The organism is Roseateles sp. GW823-FHT07B05 (assembly GCF_058794515.1).
Genome location: NZ_JBXAGX010000005.1, coordinates 326354 through 352754, shown reverse-complemented (window position 1 = coordinate 352754; position 26401 = coordinate 326354). Strand labels below are relative to the sequence as shown.

23 protein-coding genes and 1 riboswitch are annotated in these 26401 nt (G+C 70.6%); of the genes, 15 read left to right on the top strand and 8 right to left on the bottom strand.

Translation table 11 applies throughout. The features are described from left to right. Nucleotides 1-4 precede the first annotated feature (4 nt). The 3 genes from htpX to def all read right to left on the bottom strand — a co-directional run bounded on the left by htpX (nt 5) and on the right by def (nt 2404). On the bottom strand, nt 5-850 hold the full coding sequence (htpX, locus tag AC1Q7O_RS13980; protein WP_492660773.1) for a zinc metalloprotease HtpX: 846 nt from the start codon (nt 848-850) through the stop codon (nt 5-7). A gap of 67 nt (nt 851-917) precedes the next feature. Next, nucleotides 918-1850 (bottom strand): methionyl-tRNA formyltransferase, encoded by a 933-nt coding sequence (gene fmt, locus AC1Q7O_RS13975; RefSeq protein WP_492660772.1) that lies wholly within the window; start codon nt 1848-1850, stop codon nt 918-920. 17 nt (nt 1851-1867) lie between these two features. Continuing rightward, nucleotides 1868-2404: a peptide deformylase gene (gene def / locus AC1Q7O_RS13970; RefSeq protein WP_492660771.1), complete on the bottom strand. Its 537-nt coding sequence runs from the start codon at nt 2402-2404 to the stop codon at nt 1868-1870. A 116-nt stretch (nt 2405-2520) separates the two neighbouring features. Here def and AC1Q7O_RS13965 point away from each other — a divergent pair, with 116 nt between their 5' ends. From AC1Q7O_RS13965 to AC1Q7O_RS13955, 3 genes are all read left to right on the top strand, one after another. Continuing rightward, complete coding sequence (locus AC1Q7O_RS13965) at nt 2521-3687, top strand: LysM peptidoglycan-binding domain-containing protein (RefSeq protein WP_492660770.1); 1167 nt, start codon at nt 2521-2523, stop codon at nt 3685-3687. Beyond that, a complete protein-coding gene (gene dprA, locus AC1Q7O_RS13960; RefSeq protein WP_492660769.1) occupies nt 3687-4781 on the top strand; it encodes a DNA-processing protein DprA in 1095 nt (364 codons plus the stop codon). Before AC1Q7O_RS13965 ends, dprA begins: the two co-directional genes overlap by 1 nt. A gap of 86 nt (nt 4782-4867) precedes the next feature. After that, the gene (locus tag AC1Q7O_RS13955; protein ID WP_492660768.1) at nt 4868-5320 is read left to right on the top strand and encodes a Smg family protein; all 453 of its coding nucleotides are present in this window, start codon (nt 4868-4870) and stop codon (nt 5318-5320) included. A gap of 27 nt (nt 5321-5347) precedes the next feature. Here the strand turns inward: AC1Q7O_RS13955 and AC1Q7O_RS13950 are convergent, their stop codons facing one another. From AC1Q7O_RS13950 to yajC, 4 genes are read right to left on the bottom strand one after another with little or no spacing between them, the layout of a single operon-like run. Continuing rightward, nucleotides 5348-7810, bottom strand: coding sequence for a DUF1631 family protein (locus AC1Q7O_RS13950; protein ID WP_492660767.1), 2463 nt, complete (start codon nt 7808-7810; stop codon nt 5348-5350). A 45-nt stretch (nt 7811-7855) separates the two neighbouring features. Beyond that, the gene (gene secF, locus AC1Q7O_RS13945; RefSeq protein ID WP_492660766.1) at nt 7856-8896 is read right to left on the bottom strand and encodes a protein translocase subunit SecF; all 1041 of its coding nucleotides are present in this window, start codon (nt 8894-8896) and stop codon (nt 7856-7858) included. A 12-nt stretch (nt 8897-8908) separates the two neighbouring features. Next, nucleotides 8909-10780, bottom strand: coding sequence for a protein translocase subunit SecD (gene secD / locus AC1Q7O_RS13940; RefSeq protein WP_492660765.1), 1872 nt, complete (start codon nt 10778-10780; stop codon nt 8909-8911). 59 nt (nt 10781-10839) lie between these two features. Further along, nucleotides 10840-11163, bottom strand: coding sequence for a preprotein translocase subunit YajC (gene yajC, locus AC1Q7O_RS13935; RefSeq protein ID WP_492660764.1), 324 nt, complete (start codon nt 11161-11163; stop codon nt 10840-10842). A gap of 167 nt (nt 11164-11330) precedes the next feature. Here yajC and AC1Q7O_RS13930 point away from each other — a divergent pair, with 167 nt between their 5' ends. From AC1Q7O_RS13930 to rbp, 3 genes are all read left to right on the top strand, one after another. Beyond that, nucleotides 11331-13031 (top strand): diguanylate cyclase domain-containing protein, encoded by a 1701-nt coding sequence (locus AC1Q7O_RS13930; RefSeq protein WP_492660763.1) that lies wholly within the window; start codon nt 11331-11333, stop codon nt 13029-13031. Beyond that, entirely contained in the window at nt 13015-14109 is a 1095-nt protein-coding gene (locus AC1Q7O_RS13925) for a DNA glycosylase AlkZ-like family protein (RefSeq protein ID WP_492660762.1), read from the top strand. The genes AC1Q7O_RS13930 and AC1Q7O_RS13925 overlap by 17 nt, the downstream gene beginning before the upstream one ends. Before the next feature lie 269 nt (nt 14110-14378). Further along, nucleotides 14379-14744 (top strand): RNA-binding regulator, encoded by a 366-nt coding sequence (gene rbp / locus AC1Q7O_RS13920; RefSeq protein WP_492660761.1) that lies wholly within the window; start codon nt 14379-14381, stop codon nt 14742-14744. 109 nt (nt 14745-14853) lie between these two features. Here the strand turns inward: rbp and AC1Q7O_RS13915 are convergent, their stop codons facing one another. After that, nucleotides 14854-15855 carry an aldo/keto reductase gene (locus AC1Q7O_RS13915; RefSeq protein ID WP_492660760.1) on the bottom strand — a complete coding sequence of 334 codons (1002 nt, stop codon included), beginning with the start codon at nt 15853-15855 and terminating at the stop codon, nt 14854-14856. A gap of 156 nt (nt 15856-16011) precedes the next feature. Here AC1Q7O_RS13915 and AC1Q7O_RS13910 point away from each other — a divergent pair, with 156 nt between their 5' ends. The 9 genes from AC1Q7O_RS13910 to AC1Q7O_RS13870 all read left to right on the top strand — a co-directional run bounded on the left by AC1Q7O_RS13910 (nt 16012) and on the right by AC1Q7O_RS13870 (nt 26400). Beyond that, nucleotides 16012-16914 carry an AraC family transcriptional regulator gene (locus AC1Q7O_RS13910; RefSeq protein WP_492660759.1) on the top strand — a complete coding sequence of 301 codons (903 nt, stop codon included), beginning with the start codon at nt 16012-16014 and terminating at the stop codon, nt 16912-16914. Nucleotides 16915-17076: 162 nt separating this feature from the next. After that, entirely contained in the window at nt 17077-18177 is a 1101-nt protein-coding gene (ppk2, locus tag AC1Q7O_RS13905) for a polyphosphate kinase 2 (protein ID WP_492660758.1), read from the top strand. 46 nt (nt 18178-18223) lie between these two features. After that, nucleotides 18224-18301: riboswitch (S-adenosyl-L-homocysteine riboswitch) on the top strand. Nucleotides 18302-18372: 71 nt separating this feature from the next. Continuing rightward, nucleotides 18373-19791, top strand: coding sequence for an adenosylhomocysteinase (gene ahcY, locus AC1Q7O_RS13900; RefSeq protein ID WP_492660757.1), 1419 nt, complete (start codon nt 18373-18375; stop codon nt 19789-19791). Between the two features lie 7 nt (nt 19792-19798). Beyond that, complete coding sequence (locus tag AC1Q7O_RS13895; RefSeq protein ID WP_492660756.1) at nt 19799-20545, top strand: TlyA family RNA methyltransferase; 747 nt, start codon at nt 19799-19801, stop codon at nt 20543-20545. Next, entirely contained in the window at nt 20542-21381 is an 840-nt protein-coding gene (gene metF / locus AC1Q7O_RS13890; RefSeq protein ID WP_492660755.1) for a methylenetetrahydrofolate reductase [NAD(P)H], read from the top strand. The genes AC1Q7O_RS13895 and metF overlap by 4 nt, the downstream gene beginning before the upstream one ends. A 128-nt stretch (nt 21382-21509) precedes the next feature. Next, entirely contained in the window at nt 21510-22127 is a 618-nt protein-coding gene (locus AC1Q7O_RS13885) for an OmpW/AlkL family protein (RefSeq protein ID WP_492660754.1), read from the top strand. Between the two features lie 79 nt (nt 22128-22206). Beyond that, nucleotides 22207-24528 carry a TonB-dependent receptor plug domain-containing protein gene (locus AC1Q7O_RS13880; RefSeq protein ID WP_492660753.1) on the top strand — a complete coding sequence of 774 codons (2322 nt, stop codon included), beginning with the start codon at nt 22207-22209 and terminating at the stop codon, nt 24526-24528. A gap of 136 nt (nt 24529-24664) precedes the next feature. Then, nucleotides 24665-25924 carry a putative Na+/H+ antiporter gene (locus AC1Q7O_RS13875; RefSeq protein WP_492660752.1) on the top strand — a complete coding sequence of 420 codons (1260 nt, stop codon included), beginning with the start codon at nt 24665-24667 and terminating at the stop codon, nt 25922-25924. Between the two features lie 8 nt (nt 25925-25932). Then, nucleotides 25933-26400, top strand: a complete 468-nt coding sequence (locus tag AC1Q7O_RS13870) for a low molecular weight protein-tyrosine-phosphatase (protein ID WP_492660751.1) — start codon at nt 25933-25935, stop codon at nt 26398-26400. Nucleotide 26401: the final 1 nt, after the last annotated feature.

Genomic DNA, 26401 nt, shown 5'->3' with positions numbered 1-26401 from the left:
TGAGTCAGCGCCGGGCCATGGCCAGCAGCCGCGCGACGCGTTCCTCGGTGGACGGGTGCGTGGAGAACAGGCCGCGCAGGCCGCCGCCGGACAGCGGGTTCATGATCATCATCTGCGCCGTCTCGGGGTGGGCCTCGGCCGGCGCCATCGGGATACCCTGGGCGTAGCGGTGGATCTTGTCCAGCGCCGACGCCAGCGCGGCCGGGTCGCCGGAGATTTCGGCGCCGCCGCGGTCGGCCTCGAACTCGCGCGCGCGGCTGATGGCCATCTGGATCAGGCTGGCGGCCAGCGGCGCGAGGATGGCGACGGCGATGCCAGCCAGCGGGTTGGCGGGCCGGCCATGCTCGTCGCGGCCACCGAAGAAGGTCGCGAAGTTCGCCAGCATCGAGATCGCACCGGCCATCGTCGCGCTGACGGTGCTGATGAGGATGTCGCGGTGCGCCACGTGCGCCAGTTCGTGCGCCATGACGCCGCGCAGCTCGCGCTCAGACAGCACGCGCAGGATGCCCGTCGTCGCGGCGACGGCCGCGTGCTCGGGGTTGCGGCCGGTGGCGAAGGCGTTGGGCGCCGCCTCGTCGATGAGGTAGACGCGCGGCATGGGCAGGTTGGCGCGCTGCGCCAACTCCGCCACCATGCCGTAGAACTGCGGTGCCGACGCCGCGTCGACCTCGCGGGCGTTGTACATCTTCAGCACCATGTCCGCCGAGAACCAGTAGCTGAAGAAGTTCATGCCGACGGCGATGACCAGCGCGATCAGCATGCCGGTCTGGCCGCCGACCATGGCGCCGACGGCCATGAACAGCGCCGTGATGGCGGCCATCAGCACGGCGGTCTTCACGAGGTTGAACATGCAGCGGGCTCCGGGAGGGTGGGCAACGGCGTGGCAGATGGTGCCATGCCGGCCGTTTTTCAAGCGCTCAGGCGTCGAAGCGCTCGCCCACGGCGATGGGCCGGGCCTGCAGGAAGGCCGCCGCCGGGCCGCGCTTGCCACCGGCGCGCTGCAGCTCGGTCAGGCGCAGTGCACCCTCGCCGCAGGCGACCACCGGGCCCGGCGCGATGACCTCGCCCGGCGTGCCGCGGCCCTCGGCCAGCTCAGCGCGCCAGACCTTGACCGCCTCGCCGGCCAGCGTCGCCACACCGCCCGGGAAGGGGTCGAACGCCCGCAGCCGCCGCTCGATCTCGGCGGCCGGCTGCGTCCAGACGATCGCGCTCTCGGCCTTCTCGATCTTGTGTGCGTAGGTGACGCCCTCGGCCGGCTGCGGCGTGCGCGTCAGCTGGGCGGCCTGCAGCGCCTCCACGATGAGGCGACCGCCCTGCGCAGCCAGCCGGTCGTGCAGCACGGCCGTCGTGTCATCGGAACGGATGGCCTCGCGGCCGATGAGCAGCATGTCGCCCGTGTCCAGCCCGGCGTCCATCTGCATGATGGTGATGCCGGTCTCGGCGTCGCCAGCCTCGATGGCGCGATGAATGGGCGCCGCGCCGCGCCAGCGTGGCAGCAGCGACGCGTGGATGTTGAGGCACCCCTTGCGCGGCAGGTCCAAGACCCACTGCGGCAGGATCAGGCCGTAGGCGGCGACCACCATCACGTCGGCATCCGCAGCGAGCAGTACCTCGCGGGCCGCCGCCGCGTCCGCGGCGTACTTGCCGTCCAGCTTCAGGCCCTGCGGCTGCGCCACGGGGATGCCGGCCGCCACGGCGCGCTGCTTCACGGCGGAGGCCTGCAGCTTCATGCCGCGGCCAGCTGGGCGGTCGGGCTGGGTCAGCACCATCGGCACGGTGAAGCCGGCGGCGAGCAACGCGTCGAGCGCGACGGCGGCGAATTCCGGCGTGCCGGCGAAGACGACTCTCATGGATGGCGCGCCGGCGGTCAGAAGCGCGACGGGCGGCGGCGCGCCTCGGCCTCTTCCTCGCGCGTCTTCTTGATCATCTTGGTCTTGATGCGGTCGCGCTTCATCAGGCTCAGGTACTCCACGAACACCTTGCCCATCAGGTGGTCCATCTCGTGCTGCACGCACACGGCCAGCAGGCCGTCGGCGTCGAACTCGTAGACCTCGCCGTCGCGGTTGGTCGCGCGCACGGTCACCTCGGCATGGCGGGGCACCTTGTCGTAGATCTGCGGCACAGACAGGCAGCCCTCCTCGCCTTCCACCATGCGCTCGCTGGTTTTGACGATCTCGGGGTTGATCAGCACGCGCGGCGTGTCGCGCTCCTGCGACGTGTCGATGACGATGACGCGCTCGTGCACGTCCACCTGCGTGGCGGCCAGGCCCACGCCGTCGGCGGCGTACATGGTCTCCAGCATGTCGTCGACGAGCTGGCGGATGCGGGCGTCGACCTCGGCCACAGGCTTGGCGACCGTGTGCAGGCGCGGATCGGGATAGCGGAGGATGTGCAGTTGGGCCATGGCACCTTGTAAGCACTCGCAAACGAGCGCTGGCGGTTGTTGGTTGCCCCCGGGGAATGCGGGCAGAATCACCCGGATTTTCGCCGATCCGGCAATCCCTTCGGAGACCGCGCCTGATGCCCGCTGCCCGCCCCGCCCAACTCGCTGTCCTTGCGGCCTGCCTGACCCTTGCGACGAGCTCGGCGTGGGCCCAAGCCAGCCAGCTTCCCGTCACCGCCGAACAGCGCCGCGTGGCCGACCAGGTCGCCAGCGCCGGCGTGCCGCTGTCCGAGCTGGCGCCCGACGCGCCCGACAGCCACACCGTCGTCGCCGGCGACACGCTATGGGACATCTCCAAGCTGTTCCTGAAGAGCCCGTGGCGCTGGCCCGAGCTGTGGGGCATGAACCGCGATCAGGTCCGCAACCCGCACCTGATCTACCCCGGCCAGATCCTGCACCTCGTCAAGATGGACGGCCGCGCGCGGCTGCAGTTCGGCCAGCGCGTCGGCGGCGATGCGGCGGGCGACACCGTCAAGCTGCGCCCGCAGATGCGCATTTCGGCGCTGGACAGCACCCCCATCCCGACCATCCCGCTGCACCTGATCCAGCCCTTCCTGACCGACGCCGTCGTCTTCGACACCGACGTGCTGGCCACCGCGCCGCGCATCGTCGCCACGCAGGAAGGCCATGTGCTGTTGGGCAAGGGCGACACGGCCTACGCCCGCGGCGACTTCCGCGGCGCGACGGACTTCCGCATCTTCCGCACCTCGCGCGTGCTGCGCGACCCGGCCACCAACGAGATCCTGGGCTACGAGGCACCCTACGTCGGCACCGCCGACCTGGTGCGCCCGGGCGAGGACCGCAAGAGCGCCGATGGCAAGAGCACGGAGATCGTGCCCGCCACGCTGCAGGTCAGGCAGGTGAAGCAGGAAGTGGGCGTGGGCGACCGCCTGGCCCCCGCGCCGCAGCGCAACCTGGAGCGCTACGTGCCGCACGCGCCCGAGCGGCCGATGGCGGGTCAGATCGCAGCCATCTATGGCGAGGCCATCAACGCCGGCCAGAACCAGATCGTCGCGCTGAACCGCGGCAAGCGCGACGGCGTCGAGCGCGGCCATGTCTTCGCACTGTGGCGCGACGGCGTCGCGATGAAGGACAAGACGCAGGACCGCCCGCAGGACATCAAGCTGCCCGACGAGCGCCACGGCATCCTGTTCGTGTTCGAGGTCTACGAACGCGTGTCCTACGCCCTCATCATTTCCGTGAAAGAGCCCGTCAAACCGGGCGACCGCTTCACGCAGCCCTGATGCTCTCCCCGGCCGAGCTGGCCGCCTGGCTGCGGCTGACCGAAAGCGTCGGCCCCGGCGCCGCGCGGCGGCTGCTGGCCATGGCGGGCAGCGCGGAGGCCGTGTTCCAGCTGCCGGCCGCCGCGCTGGACCAGGCGCTGCCGCCCAAGCAGCGCGAAGCCCTCAACCGGCCGCCTGAACACCTGGCCGAGCTCATCCCCAAGGCCGAAGCCTGGCTGGCCGAACCGGGCCACGCGCTGCTGACGCTGGGCGACCCCGACTACCCGGCGCAACTGCTCGCCACCGCCGACCCGCCGCTGCTGCTGTGGCTGCAGGGCCGGCGCGAGCTGCTGAGCACCCCGTCGCTGGCCATCGTCGGCAGCCGCAACCCCACCGCCCAGGGCGGTGACAACGCCCGCGCCTTCGCCCGCGCGCTGGCCCGGGCCGGGTACACCATCGTGTCGGGCCTGGCGCTGGGCGTGGACGCCGCCGCGCACGAGGGCGCGCTGGACGCCGGCGGTGCCACCGTCGCGGTCGTCGGCACCGGGCTGGACCAGGTCTACCCGCGCCGCAACGAGAAGCTCGCCGCCCGGCTGCTGGCCGGCGGCGGCCTCATCGTCAGCGAGTACTCGCTGGGCACGCCGGTGCTGCCGGCCAACTTCCCCAAGCGCAACCGCATCATTGCCGGGCTCACGCGAGGCTGTCTGGTCGTGGAGGCGGCCGTGCAGTCGGGCTCGCTGATCACGGCGCGGCAGGCCGCCGAGGCCGGCCGCGAGGTGTTCGCCATCCCCGGCTCCATCCATTCGCCGCAGGCGCGCGGCTGCCATGCGCTGATCCGCCAGGGCGCCAAGCTCGTCGAGTCGGCCGAGGACGTGCTGGAGGAACTGCCGCCACTGGGAGCCCCGGTCGCCGCGGCGCCGGAGGCGGTGGAAACGCCGCACGAGCAGCAGGCGCTGCTGGATGCGATGGGCTTCGACCCCGTCAGCCTGGACGCCTTGATGGCCCGCAGCGGCTGGCCGGCGGCCGAGCTGAGCGCGGCGCTGCTGGAGCTGGAACTGGACGGCGAGATCGCCCGGCTGGCGGGCCAGCTGTTCCAGCGCCGCGGCAAGGGATAGCGAGCTTAACTGCGGACATGAGGGACCGATCCGGGGGGTTATTCGCAGCCGGACGGGCCGAAACGCTGGGCTATCATCCCCTCACGATGTTCGATGTCCTGGTTTATCTCTACGAGACCTACTGGCGTCCCGACGCCTGCCCCGACACGGCGCAACTGACGCGCAAGCTGACGGCGGTGGGTTTCGAGAACGACGAGATCCAGGAGGCGCTGAACTGGCTCGAAGGCCTGGCCGTGGCGGGCGACGCCTACCACGGCGAGCAGAGCGAGCACGCGCTGCGCGTCTACTCCGCCGCCGAGGTGGAACACCTGGGCGAAGCGTCCATCGGCTTTGTCAGCTTCCTGGAATCCGCCGGCGTGCTGCCCGGGCCCATGCGCGAGATGGTCATCGACCGCGCCATGGCCATTTCCGGCGCGCCGATGGACCTGGAAGACCTGAAGATCATCGTGCTGATGGTGTTCTGGAGCCTGGGGGAGGAGCCCGATGCGCTCATCCTCGACGAGTTGTTCGTCGCCCCCGAGGATCGGTTGATCCACTGAGAAAAAACGGCGCCCCTGGCGCCGTTTTCATTTCAGCAGCTGGTTCGGGTCGGCGTCCAGCTTGGCCAGCGCCTTGCGCGTGGCCTGCACGGTCAGCGCCTCGTCCTGAGCCGGCAGCAGCAGGCCGGCCTGCAGGAAGGCGGCCATGCGGTTCAGCGAGAACAGCACGCCGCGGCCCTTGGGCGTGACGAACAGCGCCAGCTGCTTGCGCAGGCCGCGCCAGGCCAGCTGCACCTGCTCGTTGCGGCCGCGGTAGTCCAGCATGAACCAGCCGCCCACCTGCAGCTCGCGCGCCCAGGCAACCATGGCCGGCGTCGGCGCGGAGCCACCCTCGGCGACGACTTCCATGCCGTCGGACTCGTGGCCGGACAGGTCGCGCACCAGCATCTCGTCGACGTGGCTGTCGCCTTCCAGGTCCTCGGGCAGCATGGCCTCCAGCGTTTCCAGCTGGTCCATCAACTCGTCCAGGCGCTCGCGCGGGATGGCGGCCGTCTTGGCCGTGAAGGCCGCGGCCAGCGCATTGTTGAGCTGGCGCACGTGCTCGTCCTGCTTGTCGACGGGCAGGCCGGCGTGGCTCATGCCGTCGCGCAGCGTCTTCAGCAGCGGCGGCAGGCGGCGGATGACGTCGGCGCGCTCCTCGCGGGACGACTTGGCGCTGGCGCTCCAGATCAGGTCGGCCGCGGCGCGCTTCATGGACTTGGTCACGTCGGCCTGCGCACCCGAGCGCACGGCGGTGACGGCCAGCACGTCGGCCCAGACGTGGAACAGGAAGTCGCGCACGCCGTCCTGCACCGGCACCTCGGACAGCATCTTGCGCAGCTCGATGGTGTACTGGATGGCCAGCGTCTCGCGCTGCTCGACCTGCTGGGCCAGCGACACGCCGCGCTTGGAGGCCTGGTTCTCGTTCTCGAAGTAGTGGTCGAGGAACTTCTCGAACTCGGTCAGCACGGTGGTGAACACGCGCCGGCCGGTGTCCGGGTAGGCCTCGACGACCTGCACGACGCGCTTGATCTCGCGCTCCAGCGCGTCACCGCTGGCGCGCTCGGCGCCAGGCCCGGTGTTCTGCGCGGCGTTGAAGCCCATCACGCAGGCACCCATGCGGTCGATGAGGCGGCGCGCCGGGTGGTCGGCGGCGGCGAAGAAGTCGGGCTCGGAGACGGCCACGCGCAGCACCGGCATCTGCAGCCGCGCGAACCAGACCCGCACCGAGGCCGGGATGCGCTCCTCGGTCAGGATGCTCTGGAACATCATCGCGACGATCTCGATGGTGGCGCGCTCGGCCGGCGTGTTGGCGGCCTGCTTGAGGACCTGCTTGAAGGCCTGGTTGCGGGCGCCGATCTCTTCCAGCTGGCGCGGGGCGCTCTGCGCGCTGTCGCCCATGCTGCCGGCGCCGCTGCCGCTGCCGCTGACGGCCGGGGCGGGGCGGCGCTGGAAGGAGTCCTGCGCATGCTTGATGGCGCCCATCAGCCGCGGCGAGGCGGGGTTCACCGGCGGAGCGGCGTCGGCCAGCGACGGCCTGGCGGCCGCGGCGTCGCCGGCTGCAGCGGGCATGGCAGCGCCGCCGCCCAGGCCGGCCAGGCTGGGCTTGCCGCCACCCGGGCGGGCCGGCACCTGGCTCTTGGTGACCGGGAAGCCCGGCACGTGGCGGGCCAGCACGCGCTGCAACTGGGCCATGACCTCGTCGGCCTGCGAGCTGGCGCGGCTGCGCGGCAGTTCGCCGCTACCGGAGGGCACGGTCAGCGGCGCCAGGCCCGATGCGGTCGCCGCCGGGGCGGGCGCGGGCGCCACGGCCGGCGTGCCACCTGCCGCCGCGACGGCATCCTTGGCGGCCTGGGCCGTGCGGCGGATGAAAGGCCGCAGGTCGACCTCGGGCAGCACCTTCTGCGCGATCAGCCAGCGGTTGGTCTCGTGGTAGGCCTCGCTGATGAGCTGGGCGAATTCCTCGTGCAGCTCGTGGTGCAGCAGCTGCCAGATGTTGGCGTCCAGGCCCACGCGGGTCCAGGCGTCCAGCGCGATGCGGGCAACGACGTGGGCACGCAGCAGGTCCAGCGGCTCGAGGTCGTCGTGGGCCTCCAGCGCCTGCATGCGGGTGCGCAGGTCGGTGAACTCCCAGGTGGCGCGGTCCATCATGACCAGCGCCAGCCGCGAGCTGGTGATCTCGCGCTCGATGGTCGAGTCGTCGACCAGGCTCATCTTCTGCGACTGCGCCTGCACGGTGGGCTCGTGCTCTCGCGAGTTGTCGGAGACGCCGTGCTGCGCCGCGTGGCGCAGCGCGCCGACGATGGCCATCTGCCAGTTGGGGCCCAGCTTCTGCCAGGCCTGCACCGCATCGCGGCGCGCCATCATGACGGCATGCGGCGCGCCCTGCGCCAGCAGGTTGCCGGCACCCTGACCCACCGCAGCCACCAGCGGCGTCATGCCGCGCACCAGGGCTTCGAGGTAGACGCGCCGTGCCTGCGTGGCCAGGGCCTGGTTGCGGGCGGCGGTCATGGGAGCGTCAGGGCTGCGCGGCGAGAGTGGACGTTGAAGGTCACTCTACACGACGGCCCCGGCATTCGGGTCGTTGGGGTCGTCCCGGTTTGCGGTGGCAGCCGTCTTCACCAGGTCTTCGCGCTTGACGCCCAGCCACATCGCGAGGGCCGCGGCGACGAATACCGACGAGTAGATGCCGAACAGGATGCCGATGGTCAGCGCGACGGCGAAGTAATGCAGCGTCGGGCCGCCAAACAGCAGCATGGATACCACCATCAGCTGCGTGGAGCCGTGGGTGATGATGGTGCGACTCATCGTCGACGTGATCGCGTGGTCGATGACCTCGTGCGTGTTCATCTTGCGGTACTTGCGGAAGGCCTCCCGCACCCGGTCGAAGATGACGACGGACTCGTTCACCGAGTAGCCCAGCACCGCCAGGATGGCCGCCAACACCGCCAGCGAGAACTCCCACTGGAAGAAGGCGAAGAAGCCCAGGATGATGACCACGTCGTGCAGATTGGCGATGATGCCGGCCAGCGCGAACTTCCACTCGAAGCGGATCGCCAGGTAGATGACGATGCCGACGATGGTCATGGCCAGCGCCTTGGCGGCGTCCACGGCCAGCTCGGCGCCGACGGCCGGGCCGACGACCTCGGAGCGCGACAGCGTGACCGGCTCGGCGCCGGCGGCGGTCTTGCAGATCTGCTTGCTGACCTGCTCACCCTGGGCCGTCACTTCCTGGTGCTCGCTGACCGTGCCGGCGTCCGCCTTGCACAGCTCGCCAAAGACCTTGCCGACCACCTCGGTCTGCTTCTCGCCGGGGCGCACCGGCAGGCGGATCATCACGTCGCGCGACGAGCCGAAGTTCTGCACCTGCACCTCGCCGTAGCCCATCTTCTCGATGGTGTGGCGGGTCTTCTCGATCTCGGCCGCCTGCGGGTAGGCCACCTCGATGACGGTGCCGCCGGTGAACTCGATGGAGAAATGCAGCCCGCGCGTGACCAGGAAGAACACGGCGGCGGCAAAGGTGATGAAGGAGATGACGTTGAAGATCAACGCATGCTTCATCAGCGGCAGGTCGCGCTTGATGCGAAAGAGTTCCATGGTCTAGCTTTCTCAGGCTTTCGCAGCGACGTCGGTCGTGTCGGCTTCGGGCTTCCAGATCTGCCCGATGGACACGCTCTTGAGCTTCTTCTGGCGGCCGTACCAGAGGTTCACGAGGCCGCGCGAGAACACGACGGACGAGAACATCGAGGTCAGGATGCCCAGGCAGTGCACGACGGCAAAGCCCTTGATGGGGCCGGAGCCGAACACCAGCAGCGCGACGCCGGCGATCAGCGTCGTCACGTTGGAGTCAAGGATGGTGGCGAAGGCGCGCTCGTAACCGAGGTGGATGGCCTGCTGCGGCGAGGCACCGCCGCGCAGTTCCTCGCGGATGCGCTCGTTGATCAGCACGTTGGAGTCGATGGCCATGCCCAGCGCCAGCGCCATGGCGGCGATGCCCGGCAGGCTCAGCGTGGCCTGCATCAGCGACAGCGCAGCCACCAGCAGCAGCACGTTGAAGCCCAGCGCCAGCGACGAGAACATGCCGAACAGCAGGTAGTACACGCACATGAACGCGGCCACGGCGACGAAGCCCCAGGTCACGCTGGCGATGCCCTTCTCGATGTTTTCCTTGCCGAGGCTCGGGCCGATGGTGCGCGACTCGATGATCTCCATCGGCGCGGCCAGCGAGCCGGCGCGCAGCAGCAGCGCCGTGTCGCTGGCTTCCTGCGTGGTCATCGCGCCGGAGATCTGGAAGCGGTTGCCCAGCTCGGAGTTGATCTTGGGCGCCGTGACGACCTCGCCCTTGCCCTTCTCGAACAGCAGGATGGCCATGCGCTTGCCGACGTTCTCGCGCGAGGTCTCCTTCATGATCCGCGCGCCCTTGGCGTCCACGGTCAGGTGCACGGCCGGGTTGTGGTTCTCGTCGAAGCCGGACTGCGCATCGTTCAGGCTGTCACCGGTCAGGATGACCTGGCGCTTGACGATGATGGGGCCGAAGCCGCGGTCCATGAAGCGCTCGGTGCCGAACGGCACGGGGCCATTGCCCTTGAGGGCCTCGATGGCCTCGGCGCTGTCGTCCACCATGCGCAGCTCCAGCGTGGCGGTGCGGCCGATGATGTCCTGCGCCTTGGCGGAGTCCTGCACGCCGGGCAGCTGCACGACGACGCGGTCGCGGCCCTGCTGCTGGATCACCGGCTCGGCCACGCCCAGCTCGTTGACGCGGTTGTGCAGCGTCGTGATGTTCTGCTTGATGGCGGCGTCCTGCACGGCCGTCTGCGCCTGCGGGCTCAGCGCGCCGGCCAGGCCACCGTCGGCCTGGGGCGTCCATGTGACGTCGGGCAGCTGGGTCTTCAGCACCTCGATGGCCGCCGTGCGCTGCTCGGCGTCGCGGAAGGCCACCATCACGGTGTTGCCGTCGCGGCTGATGCCGGCGTGGCGGATGTTCTTCTCGCGCAGCATGGTGCGCACATCGCCCGTCAGCGCCTCGGCCTTCTTCGTGAGGGCCGCCTTCATGTCCACCTGCATCAGGAAGTGCACGCCGCCGCGCAGGTCCAGGCCCAGGTACATGGGGTTGGCGTGCAGCGCCGTCAGCCACTGGGGCGAGCGCGACAGCAGGTTCAGCGCGACGATGTAGCCCGGCTCGCTGGGGTCGGGGTTCAAGGCCTTGTTGATCGTGTCCTTGGCCTTGAGCTGCGTGTCGGTGTCGGCGAAGCGGGCCTTGATGGAACTGCCGTCGAACTGCACATAGTCCGCCTTGACGCCGGCCTGCTGCAGCGCGGCCTCGATGCGGGACTGCAGCGCCGGGTCGACCTTGAGGGTGACCTTGGCGCTGGACACCTGCACCGCCGGCGCTTCGCCGAACAGGTTGGGCAGCGTGTAGAGGGTGCCGATCAGCAGCGCGACGAGCAGGATCGCGTACTTCCAGAGCGGATAGCGGTTCATGGGACTTCCTTGTCAGCGCCCGGACGGCGTGGTGGCCCGGGAGATGGGCACGCGGCCGTTTACTTCAAGCTGCCCTTGGGGAGAACCTGGGTGACGGCGCTGCGCTGCAGCTGCAGCTCGACGCCGCTGGCCACTTCCACGTGGATGAAGCTGTCGCCCAGCTTGGCGACCTTGCCGACGATGCCGCCGGCCGTGACCACCTCGTCGCCCTTGGCGATCGCCTCGATCATGGCCTTGTGCTCCTTCTGGCGCTTCATCTGCGGCCGGATCATGACGAAATAGAGCACCACGAACATGAGCACCAGCGGCAGCATGCCGAGGAGGCCGGATTCGGGGCTGGCGGCGGCCGGAGCGGCCTGGGCGTAGGCGTTGGAGATGAACACGATGATTTCCTTGAGGGTCGGGCGGCCGGGGCCACCGCAAAGCAACCTTGAATTCTAGTGCCGCGCCGCCCGGCGGCCCTGGCGGGCCGCGCCAGGGCTGGGCTGGCGCCCACCCGGCCTGCTAACCTGCGCCAGCGCCACCGCCCGCCCCACGCCGAGCCCTGCCCTTGATCCCGAGGACGCTGACCGACCGCCTGAGCCTGCGCAGCCTGCTGACCCTGCCGCCCCTGCTGCCGGTGCTGGCGGTGGGGCTGCTGGCGGGCACGCTGTGCTGGCAGGCTGCCCGCGACGGCGTGGACGCACTGTCCGGCCGGCTGGTGACCGAGTCGGCCGGCCGCATCGCCGTGTCGCTGGAGCGCCATGTGGGCGGCGCCGAGGCCGTGCTGGAGACGGCCATGCCCACCGGCCTGCCGGCGCCCGACGACCTCACGCGCGAGCGCGACCTGCTGCGCCAGCGCTTCTGGCTGGCCACGTCGGCGCCCCCGGTGCAGGACCGCTACGTCTACTACGGCGACCGCCGCGGCCACTTCATCGGGCTGTGGCGCTTTTCCGAGCACGAGGCCGAGCTGCGGCTGCGCTCGGCCGACGCGGGCCCGCGCACGCTCTACCGCTTCAGCGGCATCGACGGCGCGCTGCGCGCACCGCTGGCGGAGGAGCAGGCCTTCGACCCACGCGAGCGCCCCTGGTTCCGGGCCACGCTGGCGTCGCCCGCCGCGCTGGGCTGGACGCCCGTCTACGTGGACTTCAAGACCAAGGACCTCGTCGTCACGCGCACCCGGCGCGTGCTGAACGATGCCGGCGAGCCCGAGGGCGTGGCCGCCACCGACGTGCCGCTCAAGCCGCTGGGCGCGCTGCTGGCGCGCCAGACGCTCGGCCAGGACGCGGTCGCGATGGTCGTGGACGCCGATGGCGGCCTCGTGGCGGTGTCGCGCGGCGCCCACCTGAACGGCACGCAGGACCGGCTCAATGCCGCGCAGAGCGGCGACGCGCTGGTGGCGGGCAGCTTCGCCGCGGTGCGGCGGCAGGCCGCGTCGCGCACCGGCGGCACGTTCAGCTTCGAGGACGCGGACGGCCGCGTCGTGCAGGTCAGCCACGCGCAGGTCGACCCGTCGCTGGGGCTGGACTGGCGCGTCATCGTGGCCGTGCCGCGCGACGAGTTCCTCGGCGGCGTGCAGCACGGCTTCGTGCAGGCCGCCGTGCTGGCCGGCGCTGCGGCGCTGGCAGCGCTGGCGCTGGGCTGGGCGGCGCTGGGCCTGATCAACCGCGAGCTGCGCCGGCTGACCGACGCCGCCCGGCGCGTGGGCGACGGCATGCTGGACGCCGCCCCCGACACCGGCCGCCGCGACGCGCTGGGCGACCTGGCCCGCGGCCTGGCCGACATGCAGGCCCGGCTGCTGACCGACCAGCTCACCGGCCTGTGCAACCGCGGCGCCATCCTGCACCGCATCGACGACCGCATCCTGCAGCAGCGCCGCCGCGACGACCGCTGGCCGTTCGCCGTCATGCGCGTCACGCTGCGCGGCCTGGGCGACATCAACGCGCGGCTGGGCCACGCCGTGGGCGACGCCGTGCTGAAGGAGGCCGGCCAGCGGCTGCGCGCCGGCGTGCGCATCGGCGACATCGTGGCCCGCTACGGCGGCGACGAGTTCCTGCTGCTGCTGGAGTCCGTCGACAACCGCGCCGACGCCGAGGCCGCCCGCAACCACCTGGAGGCCGCGCTGCGGCTGCCGCTGCCCAGCCTGGCCGACGTGCCCGATGCCCCCGCGCCCCGCGCCGGCTTCGGCATCGCGCTGTACCCCGACGACGGCCAGGACACCCAGACCCTGCTGCGCCACGCCCACGCCGACCTGCATGCCCGCCCCCATTGACCTCGCCGCGCTGCGCCGCCATGCCGTGGCGCGCAGCCTGTTCACCCCCACCACGCTGATGAAGGCCGTCGAGCGGCTCGGCGGCTTCGTGCAGGCCGACCCGCTGCGCGCACCGGCCCGCGCGCAGGATCTGACGCTGCGCCACCGCGTCAAGGACTACCGCGCCGGCGACCTGGAGCGCCGCTACCCGCGCCTGCCGCTGCAGGAGGACTTCTTCATCAACTACGGCTTCGTGACGCCCGCGCTGCGCGCGCTGATGCACCCGCGCACGGCGCGGCGCACATGGGACAAGCCGCGCTGGAAGCTGGCCGACGCGGTGCTGGCCGAGGTCGGGCGGCTGGGCGAGGCGCACCCCGCCGACGTCGACGCGGCGCTGGGCCACGGGCCGGTGAAGAACTGGTTCGGCGGCAACAGCCGGCTGTCCACCGAGCTGCTGGACGGCCTGCACTTCCGCGGCCACCTGGACGTCGTGCGGCGCGACAGCGGCACGCGCGTCTACCGGCTCGCCCAGCCGTGGCAGGCGCACCCCGACCCGCAGGCCGCGATGGACGCGCTGGCCGACGTGGTGATCCAGAAGTACGCGCCGCTGCCGGCCGGCAGCCTGTCCACGCTGATCAGCATGCTGGCCAGCGGCGCCCGCCAGTGGCAGGACCTGCGCAAGACGACGCTTGCGCGCGCCAGGCAGCGGCTGGCCCATGCGCAGGTGGACGGCACCGACTGGTATTGGCCGGCCGACGAGGACCCCACGCGCGGCTGGCGCATCCCGGCCCAGGTGCGGCTGCTGGCGCCGTTCGACCCCGTGGTCTGGGACCGTCGCCGCTTCGAGCAGCTGTGGGGCTGGGCCTACCGCTTCGAGGCTTACACGCCTGCGCCCAAGCGCGTGCGCGGGCACTACGCGCTGCCGCTGCTGTGGCGCGACGACGTCGTCGGCTGGGCCAATGCCAGCGTGAAGAGCGGCCGGCTGCAGGTGGACTGCGGCTACGTGACCGGCCGCGCGCCGCGCGACGCGGGGTTCAAGGCGGCGCTGCAGGCGGAAGTGGACCGGCTGGCGGCGTTCCTGGGCGTCGATCCCGGCTGACCCGGCCACGACCTCGCCGGCCGGCCCATCAGCGCTACAGGGAATACAAATCGACCCACATATGCGTCAAAGATATAATCCCGGGTTGCCGTGACGATGCCTGAGACGGGCTGTCTCGCTTCGGCACGACCCCTGCCGCGCGGAGCCGCACGGCTTTTCGCAATCACCCGAGGCTGGCTGCCAGCGTGCAGACAACCCTCGCTGCGGGCTCCTCCGCAGAACCGCCAGGCCGCATCCTGCCGATGCGCCGCATCCAGAAAGGCTCGTCGATGAGCACCAAGATCTACGTGGGCAACCTGCCCTACTCCGTGACCGATTCCAGCCTGAAGAGCAACTTTGCCGAGTTCGGCAGCGTGTCTTCCGCCCGCGTCATGATGGACCGCGACACCGGCACCTCCAAGGGCTTCGGTTTCGTCGAGATGGCTTCTGCCGAAGTCGCCCAGGCCGCCATCGCCGCGCTGCACGGCGTGTCCGTCGATGGCCGCTCCATCGTCGTGACGCTGGCGCGCCCCCGCGAAGGCGGCAAGGAGGCCGGTGGCCGCGGCGCCGGTGGCGGCGGCGGCGGCGGCTACACCGCCAGCTCGCGCAAGGATGTCGGCTACGGCAACGGCGGCTTCGGTGGCGGTCGCTACTGACCCCTGCACCCCCGTGAACAACCGGCTCTGCTGAGCCGGTTTTTTTTCGCCCCGCCCCACCCATCGCGCCACGACTGCATGCGTCTCGACATCGGGCCGCTGCGCCGGGCTAGACGTTGACCGAGCCCATCTGCGCCGCCGGGTAGCGCGTGCCGGCGATGGCGTGGCGCTGCAGCAGCGCCGCGATGTGCTCGCGGCGGCCATCGTCGAGATGTACGCGCGCGGCCCGCGCGTTCTCGTCCAGCCGCCCGATGCTGCGCGTGCCGGGGATGGGCACGATGTCGTCGCCCTGGTCCAGCAGCCAGGCCAGCGCGAGCTGGGCCGGCGTGTGCCCCCAGGCCTCGGCCAGCGCGGCCAGCGAATCGGCCAGCGCGAGGTTATGGTCCAGGTTCCCGCCCTGGAAGCGCGGGTGGAGGCGGCGGCGGTCGTCCGCGGCCAGTTGGTCGGCCGAGCGGATCGCGCCGGTCAGGAAGCCGCGGCCCAGCGGGCTGTAGGGCACCAGCGCGATGCCCAGCTCGCGGCAGGTGGGCAGGATCTCGGCCTCGACGTCGCGGCTCCACATCGAGTACTCCGTCTGCACCGCGGCGATGGCGTGCACCGCATGGGCGCGGCGGATGGTGGCGGCCGAGGCCTCGGACAGCCCCAGGTGGCGCACCTTGCCGGCCTTCACCAGTTCGGCCATCGCGCCCACCGTCTCCTCGATGGGCACGGTCTTGTCGACACGATGCTGGTAGTAGAGGTCGATGTGGTCCACGCCCAGGCGCCCGAGGCTGGCGTCGCAGGCCTGGCGCACATAGGCCGCGCTGCCGTCGATGCGCGTAACGGCGCCGTCCGCGCCGCGCACGTGGCCGAACTTGGTGGCCAGCACGACCTCGCTGCGGCGCGACCGCAGCAGCGGCGACAGCAGGCGCTCGTTGGCACCGATGCCGTACATGTCGGCCGTGTCGAGAAAGTTGATGCCGATATCCAGCGCGTGGTGCAGCACAGCCAGCGACTGCGCGTCGTCCGCCGGGCCGTAGAAATCGGACATGCCCATGCAGCCCAGGCCCAGGGCCGAGACCTCGGGGCCGTTGCTGCCGAGGCGGCGGCGGGGAAAGTCGGTAAGCGTCATGACGGGGCTCCTTGAACGAATCATCAACGGGACGGCGACAGCTTAGGAAACCCGGCCACCGCCGCCCAGCACAAAGCTGGCGCGTGCTTGCCCGATCCTCCGGGCCCGGGCCTCGCCGGGCGCCGTGAGGGCCATGGCGTTTGCACAATCGCCCACATGCCACCCGATGACGACCTCCAGGCCCTGCGCCAGCGCACCGTGGCGCAGGCGCTGGCCCATGCGCCCGCCGACGGGCACCACGCCACCGCACTGCCCTGGCTGCGCGTGATCCGCGCCAGCGCGCCGGCGCTGCCGGTGCCGGCCATCTACGAACCCGGCCTCGTGCTAGTGCTGCAGGGCCGCAAGCAAGCGCGGCTGGGCGACCGCGTCGTGCACTACGACGCCCTGCACTGCCTGCTGGTGCCGGTGACGGCGCTGCCGCGCGGCCACGTCGTGGAGGCCAGCGCCGACCAGCCCTATGTCTGCCTGCGGCTGAGCTGCGAGACGCAGGCGCTGGCCGAGCTGCTGCTGGAGGGCGCCGGCTTGGACGATGCCCCGGACGCCGACGCCGGCCTGCACGTCGCGCCCGTCACCGCGCCGCTGCTGGATGCGGCGCAGCGCCTGCTGCAGCTGCTGGCCACGCCGCAGCACCTGAAGACGCTGGCGCCGCTGGTGCAGCGCGAGATCTTCTACCGCGTGCTGACCGGCCCGCTGGGCCCGCGGCTGCGCGCGCTGGCGCAGGGCGACGGCGTGGCGCGCCGGCTCAACCGCGTCATCGAGCAGCTGACGCGCCGCTTCGCCGAGCCGCTGTCCATCGACGAACTCGCCGGGCTGGCGCACATGAGCCCGTCCACGCTGCACCTGCGCTTCAAGCAGCTGACCACGCTGTCGCCGCTGCAGTTCCAGAAGTCGCTGCGGCTGCAGCACGCACGCCGCCTGATGCTGGGCGACGGGCTGGACGCCGCCAGCGCCGCCCACCGCGTCGGCTACGAGAGCCCGTCGCAGTTCAGCCGCGAATACCGGCGCCTGTTCGGTGCGCCGCCGCGGCAGGATGTCGAGCAGCTGCGCGGCGGCGTCTGATGCCCCTTGCCGCCTTGAGCGGGATCAATCCCCGCAGCCCGCCCGGCGCGCAGTATCGTCATCGTCCCGTCATGCCAAGGAGTGAAGCCGATGCCCACAACGCCCCGCGCCCGCAGCACCGGGCCTGACCAACCGGCCCCGCGACGACACGGCGCCCGGCGCGTGGCCTCCGGGGACACGCCGCCCCGGCTGGACGATGAGAGCCTGCAGAAGCACCGCGTCGCCCGGGCCACGACGCGCCGGCAGGTGGCCGGCAGCGAGACGCTGGCGGAACTGCTGCGCCGGCATCAGCAGGGCGAGAGCAGCCCGCAGGCGCTGGCCGAGGAACTGGCCACGCTGCTGGACGGCAGCTCGCCCGACGAGCGGCGCCACCTGCGCCGCGCGCTGCGCCAGCACGAGGAGGCCACCACCCCGGAAGCCGAGGTGGACGCCGACACCGCGCTGAACCCGCGCTGGCGCCAGGGCGGCTACCCCTACAAGAACCTGCTCTCGCGCAAGGCCTACGAGAAGCAGAAGTACCGCCTGCAGGTGGAGCTGCTGAAGCTGCAGGCCTGGGTGAAGGAGACCGGCGCGCGCGTCGTCATCCTGTTCGAAGGGCGCGACGCGGCCGGCAAGGGCGGCACCATCAAGCGCTTCATGGAGCATCTGAACCCGCGCGGCGCGCGCGTGGTGGCGCTGGACAAGCCCAGCGAGGTGGAGCGCGGCCAGTGGTACTTCCAGCGCTACGTGGAGCACCTGCCTACCGCAGGCGAGATCGTGATGTTCGACCGCAGCTGGTACAACCGCGCCGGCGTGGAACGCGTCATGGGCTTCTGCAGCGAAGCCGAGTACCAGGAATTCCTGCGCCAGACCCCCGAGTTCGAGCGCCAGCTGGTGCGCTCCGGCATCCACCTGTTCAAGTTCTGGTTCTCGGTCAGCCGCGCCGAGCAGCGCCGCCGCTTCAAGGAGCGCAAGCTCCATCCGCTCAAGCAGTGGAAGCTCAGCCCCATCGACATGGCCTCGCTGGACAAGTGGGATGACTACACCCGCGCCAAGGAGTCCATGTTTCTGCACTGCGACACGTCGGACGCGCCCTGGACCGTCATCAAGAGCGACTGCAAGAAGCGCGCGCGGCTGAATGCGATGCGCTTCGTGCTGAACCGGCTGCCCTACGCAGAGCGGCGGCTGGAGCGCATCGGCGCGGTCGACCCGCTCATCGTCGGCCGGCCGGCCCTCTTCTCCGCGCCCGGCGACGATTTGTTGGCAGGCGCCGGCCCGGGCTGACCGACGAAACGGCGCCGGGCGGCGCCGGGCCTCGCTAGAATCCGCAGCTTCCGAGGAGCGTTGCAACCTCAGCACCCTTGAGGCCAGGCTCGGAACAGACACCCTGCAACTGCGCTCACCCGCTGACCGATGGTCGGGGTGAGGCCTGAACTCCCCCGGCACGCGCCAGCGGCTTCATTCCCTGAAGGAGCCGTCATGACCGCCAACCTCCCCGCCCACATCGTCAAGGACCTGTCGCTGGCCGACTGGGGCCGCAAGGAAATCAAGATCGCCGAGCACGAGATGCCGGCGCTGATGGCCATCCGCAAGGAGTACGCCGCGTCGCAGCCGCTCAAGGGCGCGCGCGTCGCGGGCTCGCTGCACATGACCATCCAGACGGCCGTGCTGGTGGAGACGCTGCAGGCACTGGGCGCCGAAGTGCGCTGGGCCTCGTGCAACATCTTCTCGACGCAGGACCACGCCGCCGCCGCGCTGGCCGCCGTCGGCACGCCCGTGTTCGCCTACAAGGGCGAGACGCTGGAAGACTACTGGGACTACACCCACCGCATCTTCGAATTCGGCGGCAAGGGCGAAGCGGGCGAAGGCCCCAACATGATTCTGGACGACGGCGGCGACGCGACGCTGCTGATGCACCTGGGCCAGCGTGCCGAGAAGGACCTGTCCGTGCTGGCCAACCCCGGCAGCGAGGAAGAGCGCATCCTGTTCGCGGCCATCAAGGCCAAGATCGCCACCGACGCCACCTGGTACACCCGCAAGGCCGCCGAGATCATCGGTGTCACCGAGGAAACCACCACCGGCGTGCTGCGCCTGAACGAGATGGCGGCCAAGGGCACGCTGCAGTTCCGCGCCATCAACGTGAACGACTCCGTCACGAAGAGCAAGTTCGACAACCTCTACGGCTGCCGCGAGTCGCTGGTGGACGCCATCAAGCGCGCCACCGACGTGATGGTGGCCGGCAAGATCGCCGTCGTGGCCGGCTACGGCGACGTGGGCAAGGGCTCGGCACAGGCGCTGCGCGCACTGTCGGCCCAGGTCTGGGTGACCGAGATCGACCCCATCTGCGCGCTGCAGGCCGCGATGGAAGGCTACCGCGTCGTGACGATGGAATACGCCGCCGACAAGGCCGACATCTTCGTCACCGCCACCGGCAACAAGAACGTCATCCGCCGCGAGCACATGGAGGCGATGAAGAACAACAGCATCGTCTGCAACATCGGCCACTTCGACAACGAGATCGACGTCGCGTCCATCGAGAACTGCGGCTGGGACGAGATCAAGCCGCAGGTCGACCATGTCACCTTCCCCGACGGCAAGAAGATCATCCTGCTGGCCAAGGGCCGCCTGGTGAACCTGGGCTGCGGCACGGGCCACCCGAGCTACGTGATGAGCTCGTCGTTCGCCAACCAGACCATCGCCCAGATCGAGCTGTTCGCGCACAAGGACCGCTACGAGGCCGGCAAGGTCTACGTGCTGCCCAAGCACCTGGACGAGAAGGTCGCGCTGCTGCAGCTGACCACGCTGAACGCGCAGCTGTCGACGCTGACCGACGAGCAGGCGGCCTACATCGGCGTGGACAAGGCCGGCCCCTACAAGGCCAACACCTACCGCTACTGATCGCCTGATGCGCGCTGACCAGCTCCTCGTCGCCCAGGGCCTGGCACCGACCCGCTCGGTGGCCCAGCGCCTCATCAGCCACGGCGCTGCCGAGTGGGCCTCGCCCACCGGCTGGGCCGCGCTGAAGAAGGCCGGCGAGGACCTGCCCGAGACCGCGCAGCTGCGCGTCACCGACGACGCGGAGCTGCGCTACGTCTCGCGCGGGGGGCTCAAGCTGGAAGGCGCGCTGGACCGCGCGGGCTTCGACGTCTTGCACCACACGGTGCTGGACGTCGGCCAGAGCACCGGCGGCTTCACCGACTGCCTGCTGGCCCGCGGGGCACGCCATGTTGTCGGCGTCGATGTCGGCCATGGTCAGCTGCATGCGCAGCTCCAGCGCAACGCCCGCGTCACCGCGCTGGAAGGCGTGCATGTGCGCGAGCTGGGCGTGCTGCGCCAGCACGCGCCCACGGGCGGTTTCCCGCTGATCGTGGGCGACCTGAGCTTCATCTCCATGGTGGGCAGCCTGCCCGAGCTGCTGCCCTGGCTGGAGGCGCACGGCCACCTGCTGGTGCTGATCAAGCCGCAGTTCGAGCTGGGCCCGCAGGCGCTGGACAAGCGCGGCCTCGTCAAGGACGAGGCCGACTACCCCCGCCTGGAAGCCCGTGTGCGGCTGGCCTGCACGGCGCTGGGCCTCCAGGTGCTGGACTACTTCGACAGCCCCATCACCGGCGGTGATGGCAACCGCGAATTCTTTCTACACGCGTCCCGATGAACACGCCCGTCTCCTTCGAATTCTTCCCGCCCAACACGCCCGTGGGCGTCGAGAAGCTCAAGACCGTCGTGCAGGAGCTCGGCGCGCTCAAGCCCCAGTACTTCAGCGTCACCTACGGCGCGGGCGGCTCCACGCGCGACAAGACGCTGTCCGCGGTGATGGACATCGCCAGCGCCGGCTTCGACGCCGCACCGCACCTGAGCTGCGTGGGCTCCACGCGCGAGAACATCGCCGAGATCCTGGCCACCTACCGCGAGCGCGGCATCCGCCGCGTCGTCGCGCTGCGCGGCGACCTGCCCAGCGGCACGGCCACAGCGGGCGAGTTCCGCTACGCGTCGGAGCTGGTCAGCTTCATCCGCGAAACACAAGGCAAGGACTGGCACATCGAGGTGGCCGCCTACCCCGAGACGCACCCGCAGCAGCGCTACGCCGCGCGCGACCTGCAGCACTTCGCCGACAAGATGCGCGCCGGTGCCGACGGCGCCATCACGCAGTTCTTCTTCAACGCCGACGCCTACTTCCACTTCGTCGACGAGGCGCGGCGGCTGGGCGTCACGCAGCCCATCACGCCGGGCATCATGCCCTTCCACAACTACGGCCGCATTGCGCAGTTCGCGCAGCGCGACGGCATCGAGATCCCGCGCTGGGTGCAGATGAAGATGGAAGGCTTCATGGACGACGCGGCCAGCATCCGCGCGTTCGGCCTGGACGTCGTGACCAAGCTCTGCGAGCGCCTCGTCGCCGGTGGCGCGCCGGGCATCCACTTCTACACGCTGAACCAGAGCGCGCTGACGCTGGCGTTGTGCCAACGCCTCGGCGTCAACGCACAAGCTTGATCCACCACAAAGCCCTGCACTGAACGAGGCCTGCCCGGGAGGGCAGCTTGTGTTGCCTCAAATCGCGCCGGGCGCCCGGCGCGTTCAATGACTTCATCGGGACCCGTCCCATTCACCAGGAGTCATTGATGAAGTTCTCCCCCGCCCTCCGCCTGGCCGCCATCGCTGCCGCCGCTGTCTTCGCCCTGCAACCCGCGCAGGCCGAGGAGGGCCAGCTCATGGTTCGCGTGCGCGCACTGCACCTGGACTCGGCCAACAAGGACAGCACCGGCCTGGGCCTGTCCATGAACAACAAGACCTTCCCCGAGGTCGATTTCAGCTACTTCATCACGCCCAACATCGCGGCCGAGCTGATCCTGACCTACCCGCAGAAGCAGCGCCTGTATTCCAACGGCACCGAGATCGGCTCGCTGAAGCACCTGCCGCCCACGCTGACGCTGCAGTACCACTTCGCCCCCAACGCCACCTTCCGCCCCTACGTGGGCGCCGGCGTGAACTACACGAACTTCTCGTCCGTCGAGTTCGCGCCCGCGGTGCAGGCGGCACTGAAGCCTGGCATCAAGCACAACAGCTTCGGCCTGGCCGCCCAGATCGGCGCCGACGTGGAGATCACGAAGGGCACCTACCTGAACTTCGACCTGAAGAAGGTCACCCTGGGCACCACCGTCTACTCGGCCGGCAACTCGGTCGGCAAGTTCAAGGTCAACCCGACACTGGCCAGCGTGGGCCTGGGTTGGCGGTTCTGACCACACCGCTCGCGGGCGCTCATGTAAATGAGCGCTTTACGTGAGCAGGTGTTAATGGGCTCCGCAAGAATGCGCGCCCATGAGTCGCCTCCTCCTCGCGCTGGCCGCGCCCTGCCTCTGCGCCGTCAGCCTTCCGGGTGTGGCCCAAGCCCCGACGCCGACCCCGCCCCCCCCTGCCGCCACGCCGGCCCCACCGGCAGCGGCGCCCGCACCGGCGCCGGCGGCCCAGGGCAACAAGCTGGACCGCGTGGAGGTCAGCAGCGGCCCCAACGCCAACAGCCGCCGCCGCAACAGCACGGCCAGCAAGATCGTCATCGAGCGCGAGGACCTGGAGAAGTACGGCGACGTCGTGTTGGGCGACGTGCTGCGCCGGCTGCCGGGCGTGACGCTGGGCGGCCGCCCGGGCCGTGGCGGCGACATCCGCATGCGCGGCATGGGCGGCGGTGCCACGCAGATCCTCATCGACGAAGAGCGCCCGCCGCCGGGCTTCGCCGTCGAGGAGCTGCCGCCCGACCAGATCGAGCGCATCGAGATCTACCGCGCCCCCACCGCCGCCACCGGCACGCGGGCCATCGCCGGCACCATCAACATCGTGCTGCGCGAGCCACTGCAGAAGTCCAACCACGAGGTCCGCGTGGGCCTGGGCTGGGACCGCAACGAGCCGCAGGTCGACGCCAGCTGGACACGCAACCTCAAGTGGGGCGGCGCGAACGGCGACGAGTTCGTCGGCGCCATCTCCACGAACGGCGCGGTGCGCCGGTTCTTCAACAACGTCGACTCGGGCAACCGCAGGACCGACACCGAGACCGGCGAGGTCGTCGAGCAGAACACGCAGCTCGGCACCAGCGAGAGCCAGAACACCAGCCTGAACGGCAACGCCCGGCTGCGCTGGAAGTACAGCGACACGCTGAGCCTCAACCTGACGCCGTCGTTCTTCCTGTCGCAGAGCGACGGCAGCAGCCAGTTCAACTCCGAGGGCACGCGCTTTCGCGATGTGCACGGCGACAACGACGCGCGCAACCACAACCTGCGGCTGAACCTGTCGGGCGACTACCGGCCCAAGGTGGGCGAGAGCTTCAGCCTGCGGCTGGGCACGGGCACGTCCAAGAACGTCCGCAACAGCAGCCGCCGCGACACCATGAGCATCGCCGGCGTCACCACCGACCGCGCGCAGGACGACCACTCCTCGGTGGAGGAGGACCAGACCAGCCTCAGCGGCCGCTGGAACCTCAAGACGGCCCAGGAGCACCAGTGGGTCACCGGCGCCGAGGCCGAGCGCAGCCAGCGCACGCAGGTGGTGGACACGCTGGTCAACGGCGCGCCGCTGCCGGGCCTGGCGCGCTTCGGCAACCTGCTGGCCTCTCGCAACGAGCGCTTCGCGGCCTTCACGCAGGACGAGTGGAGCCCCAGCAAGCAGTGGGCGTTCTACGCGGGCCTGCGCTACGAGCGCATCGCCACCACGGCCGCCGCGGCGGGCATGCTGCCCGAGACGCGCAACGTCTCGCAGGTCACCTCGCCGCTGTTCCACATCCTCTGGAAGCCCGAGGCCTTCCCCAAGGACCAGGTGCGCCTGGCGCTCACGCGCAGCTACCGCGCGCCCAACCTGAACGACCTGGTGGCGCGGCCCACCATCAACACCACCTACCCCGACGGCCCCAACTACCAGACCCACGCCGACCGCGCCGGCAACCCCGACCTCAAGCCCGAGCTGGCCACCGGCGCCGACCTCAGCCTGGAACACTGGCTGCCCACCGGCGGCATCATTTCGGGCAGCGCCTTCCTGCGCGACATCAAGCAGCTGATCCGCAGCGACGTGCAGCTGGAGACGGTCAGCTGGGACAGTGCGCAGCGCTGGGTCAGCCGGCCGCGCAACATGGGCCGCGCGCAACGCATGGGGCTGGAGTTCGAGTTCAAGGCCCGCATGGACGAACTCTGGGAAGACGCACCGGCCGAGCTGCAGATGATGCTGCTGCGCTTCAACGCCGCCGTCTTCAAGAACAAGGTGCAGGGCCTGCCGGGCAACAGCAACCGCATCGACCAGCAGCCGCGCGGCAGCCTGAACTTCGGGCTGGACCACCGCTGGAAGGCCTGGGGGCTGAACTTCGGCAGCGGCTTCAACATGAACTACGTGCCCGCCAGCCGCGAGCAGGTGACCGAGACGCTGCGCCGCGACCAGACCGCCCGCCGCCAATTCGACGCCTACCTGTCCTGGAGCAGCGGTTCGGTGCGCGACGGCATCAACTGGCGGCTGTCCATGGCAAACCTGCTGCCGCGCGACGCCGAGGACAGCTCGGTGGGCACCAGCATCAACAGCGTCACCCAGCGCGAGTACCTGACCGAGAGCTGGTCGCGCAACAAGACCTTCCGCGTGATCTCGCTGCGCGCCGACATGCGGTTCTGAGCCCGCCACACGGCCTCGCTACACTGCGCGCCGGGTGCCGCCCCAGGATCTCGGGGCGGCAGGACTTCTGCGATGGTCGGGCCGCCTCGCGTATGACCTGCGGGTCCTCTCGCGAGGACCGCGAAGAAAGGCCACCATGTCCGACGCCGTCATCCAGTACACCGCGCTCGCCCTGTTCGGGCTGGCGCTGGCGCACACCTTCGCCGCCAAGCAGCTCGAGCGCCTGTCGCACCGCTTCCCGCGCCACGCGGGGCTGTTCCATCTGCTCGGCGAGGTGGAGGTGGTGTTCGGCTTCTGGGCCATCGTCCTCATCCTGGCCATGGCGCTGATGCAGGGCGGCAGCCCGGCGCTGGCCTACGCGGAATCGCGCAACTACACCGAGCCGCTGTTCGTCTTCGTCGTCATGGTGGTGGCCGCGTCGCGGCCGGTGCTGCGCACCGTCATCTGGGCGGTGGACCTGCTGGCCCGCCTGCTGCCGCTGCCCACCGCGGTGGCCAGCGCGTGGCTGGGCCTGGCCGCCGTGCCGCTGCTGGGGTCGGTGATCACCGAGCCGGCGGCCATGACCATCGCCGCGCTGATGCTGGCGCCGCAGGTGTTCCGCCCCGACGTGCCCGAGCGCATCAAGTACTTCGCGCTGGGCGTGCTGTTCGTCAACATCTCCATCGGCGGCACGCTGACCTCCTACGCCGCGCCGCCGGTGCTGATGGTGGCGGCCACGTGGCAGTGGGACAGCGCCTTCATGTTCACCCACTTCGGCTGGAAGGCCGCGCTCGCCGTGGTCGCCAATGCCACGCTGGCCACGCTGCTGCTGCGCAAACACCTCGCCGCCCCGCCGGCGGGCGGCGCGGCGCCAGCAGAGGCCCCGGTGCCGCTGCCGCTGGTGCTGGTGCACCTGGCGCTGCTGGCCGGCGTCGTGCTGCTGGCCCACCACCCGGTGGCCTTCCTCGGCCTGTTCCTGCTGTTCCTGGGTGTGGCACAGGCCTACGAGCGCCACCAGAGCCCGCTGATCCTAAAGGAGGCGCTGCTGGTGGGCTTCTTCCTGGCCGGCCTCGTGGTGTTGGGCGGCCTGCAGGCCTGGTGGCTGCAGCCCATCGTCTCCAGCCTCAAGCCGCTCGCGCTGTTCTTCGGCGCGCTGGGCCTGACCGCCGTCACCGACAACGCCGCGCTGACCTACCTCGGCTCGCTGATCGCCGGCATCTCCGACGACGCGAAGTACATGCTGGTGGCCGGCGCCGTGGCCGGCGGCGGCCTGACCGTCATCGCCAACGCGCCCAACCCGGCCGGCGTCGCACTGCTCAAGCGCGGCTTCGAGGACGAGTCCATCGGCGCCGGCGGCCTGCTGCTGGGGGCGCTGCTGCCCACCGCGCTGGCGGCGGCCGCGTTCCTGCTGCTGTGAGCGCCGCCATGCCTGCCCGCCGCCTGCTGTTCATCTGCATGGGCAACATCTGCCGCAGCCCGACGGCCGACGGCGTCATGCGCGCCAAGCTGGCCGCGGCGGGGCTGGACGTCGAGGTGGACTCGGCCGGCACACATGGCTACCACGTCGGCGCGCCGCCGGATGAACGCAGCCAGCAGCACGCGCTGCGGCGCGGCTACGACCTGAGCACGCTGCGCGCCCGCAAGCTGGAGGCGCGCGACTTCGAGCGCTTCGACCTCGTGCTGGCGATGGACGACGACAACCTCGCCAACGCACGCCGCCTGTGCCCGCCGGGCCAGCGCCACCGCCTCAAGCTGCTGATGGACTACGCGCCGCACGCCGGCAACCCGCACGTGCCCGATCCGTACTACGGCGGCGCAGCGGGGTTCGACGAGGTGCTGGACCTTGTTGAAGCGGCCTGCGACGGGCTCATCGCCGCGGAGCTGCGCCGCTAGG

What these genes read in the sequence shown, in the direction of transcription:
- AC1Q7O_RS13965 (WP_492660770.1), top strand. Translation starts at nt 2,521, where the DNA reads ATGCCCGCTGCCCGCCCCGCCCAACTCGCTGTCCTTGCGGCCTGCCTG.
- AC1Q7O_RS13910 (WP_492660759.1), top strand. Translation starts at nt 16,012, where the DNA reads ATGCCACCCGATGACGACCTCCAGGCCCTGCGCCAGCGCACCGTGGCG.
- AC1Q7O_RS13955 (WP_492660768.1), top strand. Translation starts at nt 4,868, where the DNA reads ATGTTCGATGTCCTGGTTTATCTCTACGAGACCTACTGGCGTCCCGAC.
- def (WP_492660771.1), bottom strand. Translation starts at nt 2,404, where the DNA reads ATGGCCCAACTGCACATCCTCCGCTATCCCGATCCGCGCCTGCACACG.
- AC1Q7O_RS13925 (WP_492660762.1), top strand. Translation starts at nt 13,015, where the DNA reads ATGCCCGCCCCCATTGACCTCGCCGCGCTGCGCCGCCATGCCGTGGCG.
- AC1Q7O_RS13880 (WP_492660753.1), top strand. Translation starts at nt 22,207, where the DNA reads ATGAGTCGCCTCCTCCTCGCGCTGGCCGCGCCCTGCCTCTGCGCCGTC.
- AC1Q7O_RS13895 (WP_492660756.1), top strand. Translation starts at nt 19,799, where the DNA reads ATGCGCGCTGACCAGCTCCTCGTCGCCCAGGGCCTGGCACCGACCCGC.
- metF (WP_492660755.1), top strand. Translation starts at nt 20,542, where the DNA reads ATGAACACGCCCGTCTCCTTCGAATTCTTCCCGCCCAACACGCCCGTG.
- AC1Q7O_RS13915 (WP_492660760.1), bottom strand. Translation starts at nt 15,855, where the DNA reads ATGACGCTTACCGACTTTCCCCGCCGCCGCCTCGGCAGCAACGGCCCC.
- secD (WP_492660765.1), bottom strand. Translation starts at nt 10,780, where the DNA reads ATGAACCGCTATCCGCTCTGGAAGTACGCGATCCTGCTCGTCGCGCTG.
- AC1Q7O_RS13885 (WP_492660754.1), top strand. Translation starts at nt 21,510, where the DNA reads ATGAAGTTCTCCCCCGCCCTCCGCCTGGCCGCCATCGCTGCCGCCGCT.
- ahcY (WP_492660757.1), top strand. Translation starts at nt 18,373, where the DNA reads ATGACCGCCAACCTCCCCGCCCACATCGTCAAGGACCTGTCGCTGGCC.
- dprA (WP_492660769.1), top strand. Translation starts at nt 3,687, where the DNA reads ATGCTCTCCCCGGCCGAGCTGGCCGCCTGGCTGCGGCTGACCGAAAGC.
- secF (WP_492660766.1), bottom strand. Translation starts at nt 8,896, where the DNA reads ATGGAACTCTTTCGCATCAAGCGCGACCTGCCGCTGATGAAGCATGCG.
- AC1Q7O_RS13950 (WP_492660767.1), bottom strand. Translation starts at nt 7,810, where the DNA reads ATGACCGCCGCCCGCAACCAGGCCCTGGCCACGCAGGCACGGCGCGTC.
- AC1Q7O_RS13870 (WP_492660751.1), top strand. Translation starts at nt 25,933, where the DNA reads ATGCCTGCCCGCCGCCTGCTGTTCATCTGCATGGGCAACATCTGCCGC.
- AC1Q7O_RS13875 (WP_492660752.1), top strand. Translation starts at nt 24,665, where the DNA reads ATGTCCGACGCCGTCATCCAGTACACCGCGCTCGCCCTGTTCGGGCTG.
- fmt (WP_492660772.1), bottom strand. Translation starts at nt 1,850, where the DNA reads ATGAGAGTCGTCTTCGCCGGCACGCCGGAATTCGCCGCCGTCGCGCTC.
- rbp (WP_492660761.1), top strand. Translation starts at nt 14,379, where the DNA reads ATGAGCACCAAGATCTACGTGGGCAACCTGCCCTACTCCGTGACCGAT.
- htpX (WP_492660773.1), bottom strand. Translation starts at nt 850, where the DNA reads ATGTTCAACCTCGTGAAGACCGCCGTGCTGATGGCCGCCATCACGGCG.